Origin of the sequence: Serratia marcescens, from assembly GCF_029846115.1 — a bacterium.
Classification (GTDB): domain Bacteria; phylum Pseudomonadota; class Gammaproteobacteria; order Enterobacterales; family Enterobacteriaceae; genus Serratia; species Serratia marcescens_L.
On record NZ_JARVZZ010000001.1, the window covers coordinates 4,658,978 to 4,673,061 of the forward strand.

At 60.7% G+C, this 14,084-nt stretch carries 17 protein-coding genes; 8 read left to right on the forward strand and 9 right to left on the reverse strand.

Going from position 1 to position 14,084, the window contains the following annotated elements; all coding sequences use genetic code 11:
- The first annotated feature begins 2 nt into the window (after positions 1 to 2).
- Complete coding sequence (locus tag QDT79_RS22275; protein ID WP_060428639.1) at positions 3 to 188, forward strand: YpfN family protein; 186 nt, start codon at positions 3 to 5, stop codon at positions 186 to 188.
- A 30-nt stretch (positions 189 to 218) separates the two neighbouring features.
- On the opposite strand, the gene ypfH is transcribed toward QDT79_RS22275, so the two are convergent.
- The 6 genes from ypfH to dapA all read right to left on the reverse strand — a co-directional run bounded on the left by ypfH (position 219) and on the right by dapA (position 7,011).
- Positions 219 to 908: an esterase gene (ypfH, locus tag QDT79_RS22280; protein WP_063990465.1), complete on the reverse strand. Its 690-nt coding sequence runs from the start codon at positions 906 to 908 to the stop codon at positions 219 to 221.
- 120 nt (positions 909 to 1,028) lie between these two features.
- Positions 1,029 to 3,041, reverse strand: coding sequence for a tRNA(Met) cytidine acetyltransferase TmcA (locus tag QDT79_RS22285; protein WP_308317079.1), 2,013 nt, complete (start codon positions 3,039 to 3,041; stop codon positions 1,029 to 1,031).
- 56 nt (positions 3,042 to 3,097) lie between these two features.
- The gene (gene ypfJ, locus QDT79_RS22290; RefSeq protein WP_060428635.1) at positions 3,098 to 3,967 is read right to left on the reverse strand and encodes a KPN_02809 family neutral zinc metallopeptidase; all 870 of its coding nucleotides are present in this window, start codon (positions 3,965 to 3,967) and stop codon (positions 3,098 to 3,100) included.
- A gap of 209 nt (positions 3,968 to 4,176) precedes the next feature.
- On the reverse strand, positions 4,177 to 4,890 hold the full coding sequence (gene purC, locus QDT79_RS22295) for a phosphoribosylaminoimidazolesuccinocarboxamide synthase (protein WP_004941708.1): 714 nt from the start codon (positions 4,888 to 4,890) through the stop codon (positions 4,177 to 4,179).
- 170 nt (positions 4,891 to 5,060) lie between these two features.
- On the reverse strand, positions 5,061 to 6,113 hold the full coding sequence (gene bamC, locus QDT79_RS22300; protein ID WP_308317080.1) for an outer membrane protein assembly factor BamC: 1,053 nt from the start codon (positions 6,111 to 6,113) through the stop codon (positions 5,061 to 5,063).
- 16 nt (positions 6,114 to 6,129) lie between these two features.
- Complete coding sequence (dapA, locus tag QDT79_RS22305) at positions 6,130 to 7,011, reverse strand: 4-hydroxy-tetrahydrodipicolinate synthase (protein ID WP_043147806.1); 882 nt, start codon at positions 7,009 to 7,011, stop codon at positions 6,130 to 6,132.
- A gap of 110 nt (positions 7,012 to 7,121) precedes the next feature.
- Here dapA and QDT79_RS22310 point away from each other — a divergent pair, with 110 nt between their 5' ends.
- Together QDT79_RS22310 and bcp are read left to right on the forward strand one after the other, a co-directional pair.
- On the forward strand, positions 7,122 to 7,727 hold the full coding sequence (locus QDT79_RS22310; RefSeq protein ID WP_369919484.1) for a glycine cleavage system transcriptional repressor: 606 nt from the start codon (positions 7,122 to 7,124) through the stop codon (positions 7,725 to 7,727).
- 2 nt (positions 7,728 to 7,729) lie between these two features.
- Positions 7,730 to 8,194 (forward strand): thioredoxin-dependent thiol peroxidase, encoded by a 465-nt coding sequence (gene bcp, locus QDT79_RS22315; RefSeq protein WP_049271993.1) that lies wholly within the window; start codon positions 7,730 to 7,732, stop codon positions 8,192 to 8,194.
- 44 nt (positions 8,195 to 8,238) lie between these two features.
- Here the strand turns inward: bcp and QDT79_RS22320 are convergent, their stop codons facing one another.
- Positions 8,239 to 9,315, reverse strand: coding sequence for an AI-2E family transporter (locus QDT79_RS22320; protein ID WP_063990467.1), 1,077 nt, complete (start codon positions 9,313 to 9,315; stop codon positions 8,239 to 8,241).
- 854 nt (positions 9,316 to 10,169) lie between these two features.
- Here QDT79_RS22320 and QDT79_RS22325 point away from each other — a divergent pair.
- The gene (locus QDT79_RS22325; protein WP_308317081.1) at positions 10,170 to 10,385 is read left to right on the forward strand and encodes a hypothetical protein; all 216 of its coding nucleotides are present in this window, start codon (positions 10,170 to 10,172) and stop codon (positions 10,383 to 10,385) included.
- 6 nt (positions 10,386 to 10,391) lie between these two features.
- Here QDT79_RS22325 and QDT79_RS22330 read toward each other — a convergent pair whose 3' ends face one another.
- The gene (locus tag QDT79_RS22330) at positions 10,392 to 11,084 is read right to left on the reverse strand and encodes a B3/B4 domain-containing protein (protein WP_308317082.1); all 693 of its coding nucleotides are present in this window, start codon (positions 11,082 to 11,084) and stop codon (positions 10,392 to 10,394) included.
- Positions 11,085 to 11,127: 43 nt separating this feature from the next.
- On the opposite strand from QDT79_RS22330, the gene QDT79_RS22335 reads away from it, so the two are divergent.
- From QDT79_RS22335 to QDT79_RS22345, 3 genes are all read left to right on the forward strand, one after another.
- Complete coding sequence (locus QDT79_RS22335) at positions 11,128 to 11,730, forward strand: helix-turn-helix domain-containing protein (protein ID WP_308317083.1); 603 nt, start codon at positions 11,128 to 11,130, stop codon at positions 11,728 to 11,730.
- A 43-nt stretch (positions 11,731 to 11,773) separates the two neighbouring features.
- Positions 11,774 to 12,226, forward strand: coding sequence for a GNAT family N-acetyltransferase (locus QDT79_RS22340; protein WP_308317084.1), 453 nt, complete (start codon positions 11,774 to 11,776; stop codon positions 12,224 to 12,226).
- A gap of 113 nt (positions 12,227 to 12,339) precedes the next feature.
- The gene (locus QDT79_RS22345; protein WP_063990472.1) at positions 12,340 to 12,768 is read left to right on the forward strand and encodes a TOBE domain-containing protein; all 429 of its coding nucleotides are present in this window, start codon (positions 12,340 to 12,342) and stop codon (positions 12,766 to 12,768) included.
- 35 nt (positions 12,769 to 12,803) lie between these two features.
- On the opposite strand, the gene QDT79_RS22350 is transcribed toward QDT79_RS22345, so the two are convergent.
- The gene (locus QDT79_RS22350) at positions 12,804 to 13,421 is read right to left on the reverse strand and encodes a LysE family translocator (protein ID WP_004941674.1); all 618 of its coding nucleotides are present in this window, start codon (positions 13,419 to 13,421) and stop codon (positions 12,804 to 12,806) included.
- Positions 13,422 to 13,615: 194 nt separating this feature from the next.
- Here QDT79_RS22350 and QDT79_RS22355 point away from each other — a divergent pair, with 194 nt between their 5' ends.
- The gene (locus tag QDT79_RS22355; protein WP_063990473.1) at positions 13,616 to 14,077 is read left to right on the forward strand and encodes an Lrp/AsnC family transcriptional regulator; all 462 of its coding nucleotides are present in this window, start codon (positions 13,616 to 13,618) and stop codon (positions 14,075 to 14,077) included.
- The last annotated feature ends 7 nt before the right edge of the window (positions 14,078 to 14,084 follow it).

Consider the following 14,084-nt stretch of genomic DNA (forward strand, 5'->3'; position numbering starts at 1 on the left):
CTATGCAATGGTTAGCTGATTACTGGTGGATTATCCTGCTGATCCTGGTGGGAATGGTCGTCAGCGGCATTAAGGAACTGCGCCGCGTCGACGTGAAAAGCTATCTGGCCAACAAGCCGGAGATACCGCCGCACCGCGACAACAACGCCCAGTGGGATGACGAAGACGACTGGCCGAAAAAGAAATGACATCAGGGCGCTCATCGGCGCCCTGAATTTTTAGCGAAAGGCGATCAGCTCGCCGCGCTTGCCGGACAATGCCTCGTCCCAGTAGCGCTGCGGCACATAATAATGCAGCCTTTCCAGCGCGGCGTTCATCATGCCCTGGTTGATTGCGTGCCCGACGTTTTCCTCCACGTCCAGCGTAAAATCGGCGCCGCCGGCCCGTAGCGCTTCTGCCGCCGCGTGAGCGTGTTGCACCGCGATCACCGCGTCCTCTTCACCGTGGATCAAATGCACCACGCTGTCGCCGAAAGCCTGCTCGGGCAGCTGAGCGAAACGCCCGCTGAACGCGACCACGCGCCCGGCCAGCCGGGTTTCCGCTTTCAACGCCTCAAGCGCCATGATCGCCCCCTGCGAGAACCCCACCAGCGCCGTGCCAGCATAGCCTACGCCGCTCAGCTGCTGCCAATGGCGCACCACCGCCACAAACTGCGGCATTACGTCTGCGATGCGTGCCGCGCGATTTTCGTCGGTCACGTCCTGCACCGAAAACCACTGGCGCCCGGCGCCGTTGCCGAACGCTTCGGGGCCACCGATGCTCACCACCTGTGCCTGAGGAAAGTCTTTGGCGAAATAGCTGCCGATCTCCCCCATCGCCACCGGGTTGTCGCCGACACCGTGAAACAGCAAGATCAGCTGCGCCGCCGGGGTCGCCGGGCTTTGGACAACGAAATGCTCATGTTTCATCGATGACTCCTTAATAGTAACCAAACCTGGTGCGGCGACAGTCGCCGCCACACCGCTGACAGTGACTATACGCCGTTGAGAAATCGGGAAAATCGGGTTTTATTGAGCGAGTTATTCAATTTATTGCAACGACTGCGTCCAGTCGCGCCAGTAGCGACAGTGCTGCGCATTCAGCTGTTCCAGCGCCTGCGCCGCTTCGTGCCGCCAGTGGCGCAGCAAGGCTTTCTGGCCGCTGACGCCCGCCAGCTCCGCGCAGGCCGCCGGGGATTGCCGCCGTTGCAGATGGCCGCGCAGCGCGGGCAGCGGCAGATTGCTGGCCAACAGCAAACGCTGCAATGCCCCCAGGCTGGCCTCCAGCGGCCGATGGGCGAAAGCGAACCCGGCCAGCTCGCGCCAATCCTCTTCGCCCAGCGGCGTATCGCCGTCGTCGCCCGGGATCGCCAGCGCGAGTTCAATACGCTGCCGCAGCCAGGGCCAGTCGCGCGCCAGATGCTTGTGCGCCGCGTGCCGCAGCGCCTCTCCTTGCTCGCTCAGGGGCAAGATAGCCATCGCGGTATAGCAGCCGCTGCTGGCCTCCGGCTTGCTGCCGATGCGCACCAGCTCGAAACCGCAGGATTGCCAAAAGCGCCACAGCGGCTCGGTATAGCCGAAGCTGACCGACAGAAAATCCAGCCCCTGCGCCTGACGGCGTTGCCGCTCGACCAGCTGACGCGCGATACCCTGCCGCCTCAGTGCCGGCAGCGTCGCGATGCGGGTAATGCGGCGTGACCGCAGCGTCGGCGCCCACCACTGGCCGCCATGCGCCGCCAGCGACTGCGCCACCAGGTTGCCGCGCGGCCGGCGGCGGCCGGCCCACACGTCGTGCGCCAACTCGGCGCTCAAGCCGCCCTCGTCCACCAGCCACACGGCACCAACTACCTCCTGCCCGGCCTGCGCCAGCCCGAAATGCATGCCGGGCGCATCCATCAGCCTGCGCAAATCCAGCGGCGAGGTACGGTAATGCGCGCTGCTCAGCAGGGCATAGAAACGCGCCAGCCGCTGCGGATCGGCGCACAGCTCACGCTGCTCCGCCTGACTGTAATCGATCGCCTGGCCATCCGCCGGCCAGGCGGGCAGCTCATTAAACAACAGCGCATTGTCCGTTATCCGTTCCAGCGCATCCCCCTGCGCCCAGCGCATCGGCTGTTGCAGGCTCAACGCCTGATAGGAAGGCAGCCCGGCGCAAAACTTCAGCAGAAAACCGCGGCCGGTACCCTCATACCCCTGTACCGTGGTGGTCAACAACACGCGAGGGAAATAACCGATCAACTGCTGCAACAGCGGCGCGGGGATCGCCGCCGCTTCATCCACCAGCAGCCAGCCGACGGCGCTGACGTCCCCCTCCCGGCACTGCGCCAGCAAGGCATCCGGCGCCCAAAACTGCGCGCGCCCCTGCGCCCACTCCCCGGCCACCTCAGTGGCGGCGCGGCTCGGCCCGGTTATCCAACAGGTCAGCGGCGACTGCGCCACCAGCATGCCGGCCAGCGTCGATTTGCCACGACCGCGCGCGGCGGTCAGCACCCACACGCCGGATTCGGCCTGCAGCAGCGTCGTCAAGATAGCCTGCTGTTCCCCGGTCGGCCGGCCATCCGGCGGTTGCCAACCCTCGCGCGCCGGCAGCGCGGCCAGCGTCAGGGGCTCATCCTGCCGCCAGATCGTCACTTCGCGGTCATCGGCCAGATGCTGCTGCAAATGGTGGATGAAATGCGGAGTGGTAATCGGCTGCGGGCAATCGCTCCAGCGCAGGCTGTCGCCGTCCGGCTGCTGAGGCCATTGCCGCCAGGGCGGCGTCAGCAACAGCAGCCAACTGCCGGCGCGCAATGCGCCGCACAGCGCCGCCAACGCCTCCACGTCCAGCGACTGACTGGCATCGAACACCGCGTGCAGCCGCTCCTGCCCCAGCAATTGGCGCACGGCGCCACTCGCCAACGCCGTCGGGCCGGGCGGCGGGTTTTCCCCCACCCACGGCCAGTCACCCGGCAGGGTCGCCGCCAGCCGCTGTGCCTGTTCGCGACACCAGTCGGGTTCGCCGCTGAGCACCAGCAGGCGCCGGATGCCCTGTCGCCGCATGAGTTGTTGCGCTGCCTGTAACATAAGGCTGTGTCTCAATCCGAAAAAAATGCCGGAGTCAGGCTCCGGCACTTGAGGCGTTAACGGGATGCAAAGGTGTTGCAGGTATTGGGATCGCCGCTGTCGAAGCCCTGTTTAAACCAGGTGTAACGCTGCTGCGAGGTGCCGTGAGTGAAGCTGTCCGGCACGACGCGGCCCTGACTCTGCTGCTGCAACCGATCGTCGCCAATCGCCTGCGCGGCGTTCAGCGCCGCCTGCAGGTCGCCCTCTTCCAGCATCTGCTGCTTCTCGGCATATTTGCCCCACACGCCGGCGAAGCAGTCCGCCTGCAGCTCCATTTTCACCGACAGGCGGTTCACTTCCGCCTGGCTGGCGCCCTGCTGCATCTGGCGGACCTTGGGCTCGATGCCCAACAGGTTCTGCACGTGGTGGCCGACTTCGTGCGCCACCACATAGGCCTGGGCGAAATCACCGCCGGCACCCAGCTTGGTTTTCATGTCCTGATAGAAAGACAGATCGATATACACCGTTTTGTCACCCGGGCAGTAGAACGGCCCCATCGCCGCCTGACCGGTGCCGCAGCTGGTGCGCGTCACGCCGCGATACATCACCAGCTTCGGCGGTTGATAGGTTTTGCCCATGCGCTGGAAAATCTCTTTCCAGTTATCCTCGGTCGAGGCCAGCACCACCGAGGTGAATTTGGCCAGCTCATCGTCTTTCGGACTGATGTTGGCGCTCTGTTGTTGACCCTGCGGTGCGACGTTACCGCCGTTCAATAGCGGCGACAGATCGATGCCGTAATAGCCGGCCACCAGCACCACCACCAGAATGACGATGCCGCCCTTGCCGCGCACCGGCACGCGGAAACCGCCGCCACCGCCGCCCAAACCTGAAGACTGCCCGCGACGATCCTCAACATTGTCACTTTCCCGACGCCCTTGCCAACGCATAAATATACTCCAGATATTTCCCCTGCTCGTTGAAGTTGCGCCGCGATCGTAAGCGCAAAGGCAGCTTCAAGCCTGAGTGGGATAGGTTTTAGTCATCTCGCATCCATCATTATAAATGGTCTGCCGCGGAGGAAATGTAGAAATTTTCTGGAAAAACGCAGAATAGCGGGACGATCCGGCCGGATCGCCCCGAATGGCGGTGCCGACGCTTAGTCGAGTTTCACGCCGATGCGGCGCGCTACTTCTTCGTAGGCTTCGATCAGGCCGCCCAGGCTTTGACGGAAACGGTCTTTGTCCATCTTGTCCAGAGTGTTTTTGTCCCACAGGCGGCTGCCGTCCGGCGAGAACTCATCGCCCAGCACCACTTCGCCGTTGAACAGGCCGAACTCCAGTTTGAAGTCGACCAGGATCAGGCCCGCGTCGTCGAACAGCTGGGTCAACACGTCGTTAGCGCGGTAACTCAGCTCACGCATGCGCGCCAGATGTTCTTTGCTCACCCAGCCGAAGGTTTCGCAGTAGGATTCGTTGACCATCGGATCGTGCATGGCGTCGTTTTTCAGGAACAGATCGAACAGCGGCGGGTTCAGCACCAGGCCTTCTTCGATGCCCAGACGCTTCACCAGCGAACCGGCGGCGCGGTTGCGGATCACGCATTCCACCGGCACCATGTCCAGCTTCTTCACCAGCACTTCGTTGTCGGACAGCAGACGCTCCATCTGGGTCGGGATGCCGGCTTCTTCCAGTTTGCTCATGATGAAATGGTTGAACTTGTTGTTCACCATGCCTTTGCGATCGAACTGCTCAATGCGCTGACCATCCAGTGCTGACGTATCGTTGCGGAACTCCAACACCAACAGATCGGGATTCTCGGTGGTGTAAACGGTTTTTGCCTTTCCGCGATACAGCTCAGCTAGCTTTTGCATCTTACTTACTCCAGTGATGTATCCCCGATGTCTCCCGAGCGCGGCCCGAAATTAGGGGGTATAGAATTGACCTAATGAATTCTTTGGCGTGCCGGACACTATTGTGCCAAACCTGCGACGCAAACGATACCGTATAGACAAAACAAAAAGGGGCCGAAGCCCCTTTTTGATTAGTTAACGCTGGTTTTACTGAAGGCAGACTGGAATGCCGCCACCAGTGCGTCGTTTTTCGACTGGGTCAGCGGTTTGCCTTTCGGATCGATAAATTGCAGGCTGGTGCGGTTGTTAAGATCGCCGACCTGCAGCTTGTAATCGCCTTCCGCCAGTTCAGGATCCTTGACGCCCAACGCATCCCAATCGCTGCTGCTCAGGGACTTGTAGGTCACGGCGACGGTGCCCTGCGGACGGCTGCGGTCACCCACTTTCATCCCCAGTTTTTCGAGCGCCGGCGGCAGGCGATCCCACACGACGGTGTACGGGCCGCGCACCACCAGCATCGGCAGGCCGGTGTCATCGGCGCCGCTCTGCACATCCAGCGCGCCGAAGCGGCTGGCGCTCTGGCTGCTCGCCAGGTTGTCCTGCTTGTCCAGGCCTTCGATCAGGGTGTTGATCATCATGCCGTTGTAGCGCTGGATCTCAGACTGATCGGTCACCTGCTCGGTCTTGCCCTGCTGCTGCAGGCCAACGCTTTTCACCACCAGCGCCTGCTGGTAGCCCTGCTGCTGCACGCTGATCTGATAACGGCCTTCGTACTGGTTGTCTTCGTCCAGACGGTTCCACTTCACCCAGTCGGTGGTCAGGGTCTGACCGGCGTCCTGGCGGGAAGCGATCGCGATGTTCTTCGCCTGCAGCAGGCTGACCACGCGCGACCACAGGTTCTGGTTCTGCGGGCTGTTTTCCAGCAGCAGCGTGCCGCTGTCGCCAGCGTATTGCGCGCGTGAACCGCTCAGCAGCGCCAGCGGCTGCACCGGCGGACGAATGTCCAGCTGCTTGCCGACGTTGCCTTGCAGCGTCGTGGCGGGAACGTCATAGTTGCCGCTCTGCACCGGCAGGATCATGCCGGACGGCGCGTTCAGCGCTTTGAGCGGAGCCGCGTCGAGGTAGGCCTCGTCGCCGCTGACCTGGCGCTTGTAGCGCTGATCGCTGCTGCAGGCTGCCAGCATCATCACCAAAGAGATGCCCACTACTTTTGCTACCGTCGACTTTTGCAATGAATAAGCCATCAAATTTCCCTTAGAGTTACAGCAAACCGACGCTTTTCAGCGCGCGCTCCACCACCGGGCGGGCGGCTTCGCTCAACGGCGTCATCGGCAGACGCAGCGTATCGGTTGCCATCAATCCCAACGCCTTACAGGCCCACTTCACCGGAATTGGGTTTGCTTCTACAAATAGATCCTGATGCAACGGCATCAAGCGCTGATTTAAGCGGCGCGCGTCGGCAAACTTGCCCTGCGCCGCCAGCGCGCAAAGTTCCGCCATTTCGCGCGCGGCCACGTTGGCCGTCACGGAAATCACCCCTTTGCCGCCCAGTTGCATGAAGTCCAGCCCGCTGGCGTCGTCGCCGCTCAGCAAGATGAAGTCTTCATCGTCAACCAGCACTTGGATCTGACTAACGCGACTTAAGTTCCCCGTCGCTTCTTTTACAGCAACAATATTCTTGATTTTTGCCAGCCGAGCGATGGTCGGCGGCAGCATGTCGCAGCCGGTGCGCGAAGGCACGTTGTACAGGATCTGCGGCAGCTCGGTGCTCTCGGCGATCGCCTTGAAGTGCTGATACAGCCCTTCCTGCGTCGGCTTATTGTAGTACGGCGTCACCGTCAGGCAGCCCACTACGCCGGTATTGGCGAAGCGGGTGGTGAGCGCGATGGCTTCGGCGGTGGCGTTGGCGCCGGTGCCGGCGATCACCGGAATGCGGCCGTCGGCCAGCTCCAGCGTCTGCAGCACCACGTCAACGTGCTCGTCATGGGCAAGCGTTGCGGACTCGCCGGTGGTCCCTACGGAAACGATCGCCGCGGTGCCACTGGCTACATGATAATCGATCAATTTTTTCAGGCTCGCGCGATCGACAGCACCTTTGTCGTCCATCGGCGTCACCAGTGCAACAATACTTCCCGTAAACATTGGCCGTCCCCTCCACAAACAAGTCACTCATGGTACTTTTGCTGCCTATCCAAAAGCAAGCGCACAACCGCGTTGTAAGCGCTTGGCAGGCGGTTTTTTTTATGTTTACCATGGTAACCCCATTAAGCACGACAGGAAGCGCTATTTTGCCTCAGTCAGACGAACACTATCTCGTGATTACCGCGCTCGGCGCCGACCGCCCCGGAATCGTCAATACCATCACCCGCCACGTCAGCAGTTGCGGATGCAATATCGAAGATAGCCGTCTGGCCATGCTGGGAGAGGAGTTCACGTTCATCATGCTGCTGTCCGGCAGTTGGAACGCCATCACCCTGATCGAATCCACCCTGCCGCAAAAAGGCGCGGAGCTGGATCTGCTGATCGTGATGAAGCGCACAAACTCGCACGAAAGGCCGCCGATGCCGGCCACGGTGTGGGTGCAGGTGGAAGTGAAGGACTCGCCGCACATCATCGAACGCTTTACCGATCTGTTCGACTCCAGCCAGATGAATATCGCCGAACTGGTCTCGCGCACGCAGCCAGCGGAGGGCGACCTGCCGCCGCAGCTGTATATCCAAATCACCGCCCACAGCTCCGGCGATCGGGACGCCTCAAATATTGAGCAAGCCTTCCATCGCCTATGTACAGAATTGAACGCGCAAGGCAGTATTAGCGTGGTGAACTATCCACAGCATGACGAGAAAGATGGAGAGTAGTGATGAGCCCATTGAAAGCCGGTGACACAGCGCCGAAATTTAGTTTGCCTGACCAGGACGGTGAGGAAATTAATTTGGCCGACTTCCAGGGACAGCGAGTATTGGTCTATTTCTATCCGAAGGCGATGACGCCGGGCTGCACCGTGCAAGCCTGCGGCCTGCGGGACAACATGGACGAATTGAAAAAGGTCGGCGTCGAAGTGCTGGGCATCAGCACCGACAAGCCGGAAAAACTGTCGCGCTTCGCCGAAAAGGAGCTGCTCAACTTCACGCTGTTGTCTGATGAAGATCATCAGGTGTCGCAACAGTTTGGCGTGTGGGGCGAGAAAACCTTCATGGGCAAGACCTACGACGGCATTCACCGCATCAGCTTCCTGATCGATGGCAAAGGCAAGATTGAAAAAGTGTTTGATGATTTCAAAACCACCAATCACCACGACATCGTTCTGAGCTACCTGCAGCAGTAATTCTCACGAAGCGCAGCGGCCTGCTGCGCTTCGTTTCTTCCCTGTCAACCGGCCTTGTCTTCCACTTCGACCCGCAGTTCATCCGGCCAGGCGTGGATCACCGCCTTCACCAGCGTCGCCAGCGGTATGGCGAAAAACACGCCCCAAAAGCCCCACATCCCGCCGAACACGATCACCGACAGGATAATCACCAGCGGATGCAGGTTGACCGCTTCGGAGAACAAAATGGGCACCAGCAGGTTGCCGTCCAGCCCCTGCACCACCAGATAGGCGACGATCAGCGTCCAGAAATCGGCGCCGACGCCCCACTGGAACAGCGCCACCACCACCACCGGTATAGTGACCAGCACCGCGCCGATGTAAGGGATCAACACCGAGAAGCCCACCAGCACCGCCAGCAGCAGCGAGTAGCGCATGTCCAGCACGGCGAACACCAGGTAGGTCGCCACGCCGACAATCACCATCTCCAGCACCTTGCCGCGAATGTAGTTGGTGATCTGCTGATTCATTTCGTTCCAGACCTGCCCCGCCAGGCCGCGATTGCGCGGCAGCACGCGGCGCACCGCGTTCAGCAGCTGCTCTTTGTCCTTCAACAGGAAGAACATCATCATCGGCACCAGGATCAGGTAAATAGCCAGCGTCAGCAGGCCGACCAGCGACGCCAGCGAGAATTTCACCACCGATTCGCCCATGCCGGACAGCCGGCTGCGCAGATTTTCCGCCATCATGTCGATGATGCCGGCATCTACCAGCGCCGGATAACGCTTCGGCAGCGTCGCGGCGAAGTTATAGAACTGGTTGAGCATACCCGGCAGATCGCTCATCAGATTGATGCCCTGTTGCCAGGCGGTCGGTGCGACGACGAACACCAGCAGCATGGCGATGCCCGCGAACACCAGCAGCATGATGCTCGCCGCCCAGGTGCGCGAACAGCCGATGCGCTGCAGGCGTGCGGTCGGCCACTCCAGCAGATAGGCCAACACGATGGCGACCAGCAACGGGGTCAGAATGCCGTGCAGAAAATAGAGAATAAGGAACCCGGCGACCAGGATCACCAGCAGCGCGATAGCCTGCGGATCGGTGAAGCGGCGGCGGTACCACTGTAATAACATCTCCAGCATCAGAGCGGGCTCCTCGAGATTTGGCGGGCGGGCATGGCGATTCCTGTGATGGGCCTGATTAAAGCATAGATACAACGGACGCACGCGAGGTGTGCAAAGCACTCAGAGTACTCAAAGTTCGCCATACATCAACAGCGATTTGGCTGATTTTATCGCGCGGGCAGGCGATCGACGCAAAAATCCGCAGACGCGGCGACAGGCGCGGTGAGCGGCCCCGAGCGGGGCCGCGGAAGATTACAGCGAGGTACCGATGGAAAGGGGCGAACCGACCGCCAATGCGAACAACAACACACAGCCAATCGCGATCGCCGCCGCCAGATCATTTTTCATTGTCCCGTCCCCTGATGCTTAAACTGGTTATCGTCACGAACTCTGTCGGTTCTACGTTGAAAGCCTTTGCCGATGCACGTCATTAAAAACCCCCGCCTAAGCGGGGGAGAAAACGTTCTGGTGCATCAAGTGTTACAAGGAGGTCATGAGGGATTGCTAACCCTAAATGACTATTTCAAGCTAGGATTATTCTCAGAGCATGGCAAGCGATCGCGTCGAGGTTATCCGCACTTTGAGATAAACCTCATAAAAAAATCCCGCACGGCAGCGGGATGAAGGGATGATAACGTCATGAATTTTTTATGCGGACAATGAGGCGGTATTGTCGTCATTTGGCGACAATACCGCGCCGACACGGTGGTCACAAGGGAAATTTGGCCACGGTCAGGAAATCAGAATTTCGCCAATGTCCGCGATCGTACGCCAGTCAGCATCAACGAAAAAATGGGATTTTCGTCAGACAGTCGCCGGGCAAAAACCGGTAGCATGGCCGATAAAATCCCAAACGCCGTAGGGGAAAAAAGATGAACAGCAAACCGTGTGAATTTGATGAGGCAATCTGCGAGGCAATTGGGCGTGGCGTCTGCGAAGTCGTGAAGATAGGGGAGGAGATCAGCGTTTTCTCCCTGCTGGAAGCCATTGAGAGTTTCATCGAGCGACAGGCGCTCAGCGAAAGCGAAATCGCGGCGGCGGACGACGCGCTGGATTTGATCACCGGTTTGGTCCACCGCCAGTGCTGACGCCTGTTACGAGGCGCAGCCGATAAGCCGTCGCTCTACCGTGGCGCCGGGCATCATTTGCTGTAAACCGGCAATCAATTCGTCGCCCGCCGCGTGCAGCGCCGCCAACGGCATTGCCGGCAGGCTCTCCAGGATGAACCACATCCGTTCGGCCTCGGCGCTCAGCCGGGTTCTGACGCCCTGACGCCAGTTCCAGCGGCGGCAGGTCACGCTGCGATCGTCGCGCCAGACCACCTCCCCCGCCTCCGGCGATTCATGGATCACCGCGCCCTCCTTGACGGTATCGAACAGCTCGCTGCCATCCGCGACGATCAGCCGCGGCTCGCCGATATAGGCCGCAATATTCTCGCCCCCCACCGGCACGGCAAAACGAATGCTGACGGCGTTGTAGAGATCAACCACCGGATCGATGCTCGGCATCGTGCCGTCGCGCAGCGCGCGCTTGCGCAAGGCGTCGGCGGAACAGGGCGTACGCTTGGGTTTGGCGCCAAACTGCATGAAGACATCGCGCCAGGCCGAGAGATGCGCCTCTGCCCAGGGCGCGTCTCCCTCGCCGAGGGCGCGACAGGCTTGCGCCAACGCCAGCGCCCCCACGTCTGGGTTGGTTATGGGAGCCGCGGCCACGGTAATGCTTAACGCCCGGAAACCGGGTGCCAGCGCAGCGACGGCCGGATCGATTGACGGATCGACTAAAATCATTGAATAATCCTATATTGACCATTTTATTCCATGATATTGACCGATGAGCGAAAAAGTCAACAGACCGACCGAGTTCGGTGCCGACGTGCAAACCGTCAGCGAAGCGGTGTCGCACCGCATCAAACAGCAGCGTAAAAGCCAAAAGCTGTCGCTGGACGAGCTGTCGCGCCGGGCGGGCGTCAGCAAGGGCATGCTGGTAGAGATCGAGAAAGGGAGCGCCAATCCCAGCATCGCCATCCTGTGCAAACTCGCGGCAGCACTGGGCCTGTCGGTGGCGGACATCGTCAACGTGACCCGCGCCCCCGCCGCCTACCTGATTGAAAGCCAAGATATTCCCACGCTATGGCATGGCGATCGCGGCGGCTCGGCCCGCTTGCTGGCGGGCACCCGCGGCCCGAACATGATAGAACTGTGGCGGTGGGAAATGGCGCCGGGGGAAGCCTATGCATCGGGCGGCCACCCGGTGGGCACCTTCGAATTGCTGCACGTTGAACAAGGCGTCTTGAGCCTTGCCGTCGAGCAGACCGAGCTCAGAATTACGCCAGGCTGTTCGGCGGTCGCCAGAACGGACGGCCCGCACCGGTACGCCAACGAGGGCGAAGACACGCTGATTTTCACCATGGCGGTTGCCGAACTGCACGCCTGAACGGCGGCACCGACCTGAACGCTTGCACAGGAGAAGAACCCTCATGACAACGCCTGCCCCACGGGAGTGGCAGCGTGCGGACTATCTCGTCAGCACCGATCCCGCCCTGCTGGATCTCGATGCCATTCATGCGTTTCTGACCCGTTCATCCTGGGCGGAAGGCATTGATAAAGAGACCGTTCGCCAGTCCCTCGCCCACAGCCTGTGTTTCGGTTTGTATCACGATGCCAGGCAAATCGGTTTCGCCCGGCTGGTCACCGATTACGCCACCTTCGGCTATCTGTGCGACGTGTACGTGCTGGAGACGCATCAAAAAAGCGGACTGGGCCTGTGGCTGGCAGAATGTTGCCAGGCCCATCCGCTGATGGCGACGCTGCGGCGAGTCATGCTGGTCACCAGCACCGCCCCTTGGCTCTATGAAAAAGTGGGCTATAGCGCCATTAACCGTCCCGATTTTGTCTGGCAGATCACCCGGCCGGACATCTATCGGCGTTAATTTTTAAGTAAGCTCGCTCTGCTCACACTCTTTCCCCGCGGCATTGGCAATCGCGGCGGTTAGGGTTCATGCTGGCGAAAAATTTTACCGTTTGCCCCTTTCAAGGAGAGTCTATGCCCGTTTCAGCCCGTAACCAGTTAGCCGGTACCGTGTCCGCCGTCGCTAAAGGCGCCGTCAATGACGAAGTGGAGATCACCCTGCAGGGCGGTGAAAAACTGGTGGCCATCGTCACGGTACAAAGCCAGCAGTCGCTGGGTTTAAGCGTCGGCAAAGAGGCCGTCGCGCTGATTAAAGCGCCGTGGGTGATCCTGGCGACGGAGGATTGCGGTTTGCGTTTTTCCGCCCGCAACCAGTTTGCCGGGGAAGTGATTGCGGTTGAGCACGGCGCGGTCAACAGCACCGTACACCTCAAAGCGGATGCCGGTTTTGTGCTGACGTCGGTAATCACCAATGAAAGCCTGCAGGAGATGGCGCTGAAGAACGGTTCGCGCGCCATCGCCCTGATCAAAGCCTCATCGGTGCTGCTCGCCGTCAGAGCCTGATACCGCTTGGCCCGCGCAGGCGGGCCTTCCGTGCCCTATTTCAGCGCCTGTTCGGCCAGCAGCCCGAGGGCGATGACGATCATCGCCGCGCCGGAGATGCGCCCCACGACCTTCGCAGCCTGTGGGCGCGTGCGCAGCACCGACTGCGAACCGAACCCCACCAGCAGATACACCAGGCCACAGCTGATCAAATGCACGACGCCCAACGCCAGCATCTGCATCGGCACCGACCATTCGGCCCGGGCGTCGGTAAACTGCGGCAACAGCGCCAAAAACAGCAGAAACACCTTGGGGTTCAGCCCGCTGACGCACACGCCCTTGCCGGCCCAGCGCAGCCAGGAATCGGAACGCTGATCTTCACCGGCGCCAGGCACCGGCGGGTGCAGCAGCATGTTGAAACCGATCCACAAGAGGTAAGCCGCCCCCAACAGGGTGAGCGCCGTCAGCGCCAGCGGGTTGCCGACCAGCAGCGCGCCGACGCCCGCCACCACGATCGCAATCATCAGCAGGTGGCCAAACAGCAAGCCGGCGACGGCGGGCACCACCACCCGGCCGCGAATGCCCGCCGAGATCACATAGGCCCAATCCATACCCGGCGTGATCACCAACAAAATCGACACCGCCCAAAAAGCGGCGAACAGAGCGAGCGTCATGCCGGCGCCCTCTCAAACGCACCGCGCCACACCGAACAGAGAACCATTGCGCTTTCCTCGTGGAAGAAGAACGGCCTCCGCCTGCCGCGGCGGCCGTCAAAACCGTTCAACAGATGGCAAGAATATCCTCAAGACGTTAAAATGTGCTTTCAATTACTTGCCTGAAATCGGCATAAGCGGGGAAATTTTTCTAAATGGATAAGATTGATCGCAAGATTCTTGCTGAACTACAGGTCGACGGCCGTTTGTCGGTGACCGAGCTGGCCGATCGTATCGGGTTGAGCGTTTCTCCCTGCCACCGCCGGGTGCGGGCGTTAGAGGAGTCCGGGGTGATCAGGGGTTATCGCGCCCAGCTCGATCCCGGCAGCCTGGGCTATAACTTCTCCGCCCTGGTGTTCGTCACCATGCGCGAAGGCGATCGCCGCGCCGTTGAAACTTTCGAAAACGCCATGATGGATATTCCCCAGGTGGTGCAGGCGCAGCGGCTGTTTGGCGATCCCGACTACCTGTTGCACGTGATCGCCCGCGATCTGCCCGCCTTTCAACAGCTTTACGACGAGAAACTCTCCGCTTTGCCGGGCGTGCAGCGCCTGAGCTCCACGCTGGTGATGAAAACCGTAGTGCCGGAGCGCTCGTTCCTGCCGCTGGGAAAATGACGACGGG

Excerpts from the sequence above, each read along its gene's own strand:
- QDT79_RS22275 (WP_060428639.1), top strand. The coding sequence starts at position 3 with ATGCAATGGTTAGCTGATTACTGGTGGATTATCCTGCTGATCCTGGTG.
- ypfH (WP_063990465.1), bottom strand. The coding sequence starts at position 908 with ATGAAACATGAGCATTTCGTTGTCCAAAGCCCGGCGACCCCGGCGGCG.
- QDT79_RS22285 (WP_308317079.1), bottom strand. The coding sequence starts at position 3,041 with ATGTTACAGGCAGCGCAACAACTCATGCGGCGACAGGGCATCCGGCGC.
- ypfJ (WP_060428635.1), bottom strand. The coding sequence starts at position 3,967 with ATGCGTTGGCAAGGGCGTCGGGAAAGTGACAATGTTGAGGATCGTCGC.
- purC (WP_004941708.1), bottom strand. The coding sequence starts at position 4,890 with ATGCAAAAGCTAGCTGAGCTGTATCGCGGAAAGGCAAAAACCGTTTAC.
- bamC (WP_308317080.1), bottom strand. The coding sequence starts at position 6,113 with ATGGCTTATTCATTGCAAAAGTCGACGGTAGCAAAAGTAGTGGGCATC.
- dapA (WP_043147806.1), bottom strand. The coding sequence starts at position 7,011 with ATGTTTACGGGAAGTATTGTTGCACTGGTGACGCCGATGGACGACAAA.
- QDT79_RS22310 (WP_369919484.1), top strand. The coding sequence starts at position 7,122 with ATGGTAACCCCATTAAGCACGACAGGAAGCGCTATTTTGCCTCAGTCA.
- bcp (WP_049271993.1), top strand. The coding sequence starts at position 7,730 with ATGAGCCCATTGAAAGCCGGTGACACAGCGCCGAAATTTAGTTTGCCT.
- QDT79_RS22320 (WP_063990467.1), bottom strand. The coding sequence starts at position 9,315 with ATGCTGGAGATGTTATTACAGTGGTACCGCCGCCGCTTCACCGATCCG.
- QDT79_RS22325 (WP_308317081.1), top strand. The coding sequence starts at position 10,170 with ATGAACAGCAAACCGTGTGAATTTGATGAGGCAATCTGCGAGGCAATT.
- QDT79_RS22330 (WP_308317082.1), bottom strand. The coding sequence starts at position 11,084 with ATGATTTTAGTCGATCCGTCAATCGATCCGGCCGTCGCTGCGCTGGCA.
- QDT79_RS22335 (WP_308317083.1), top strand. The coding sequence starts at position 11,128 with ATGAGCGAAAAAGTCAACAGACCGACCGAGTTCGGTGCCGACGTGCAA.
- QDT79_RS22340 (WP_308317084.1), top strand. The coding sequence starts at position 11,774 with ATGACAACGCCTGCCCCACGGGAGTGGCAGCGTGCGGACTATCTCGTC.
- QDT79_RS22345 (WP_063990472.1), top strand. The coding sequence starts at position 12,340 with ATGCCCGTTTCAGCCCGTAACCAGTTAGCCGGTACCGTGTCCGCCGTC.
- QDT79_RS22350 (WP_004941674.1), bottom strand. The coding sequence starts at position 13,421 with ATGACGCTCGCTCTGTTCGCCGCTTTTTGGGCGGTGTCGATTTTGTTG.
- QDT79_RS22355 (WP_063990473.1), top strand. The coding sequence starts at position 13,616 with ATGGATAAGATTGATCGCAAGATTCTTGCTGAACTACAGGTCGACGGC.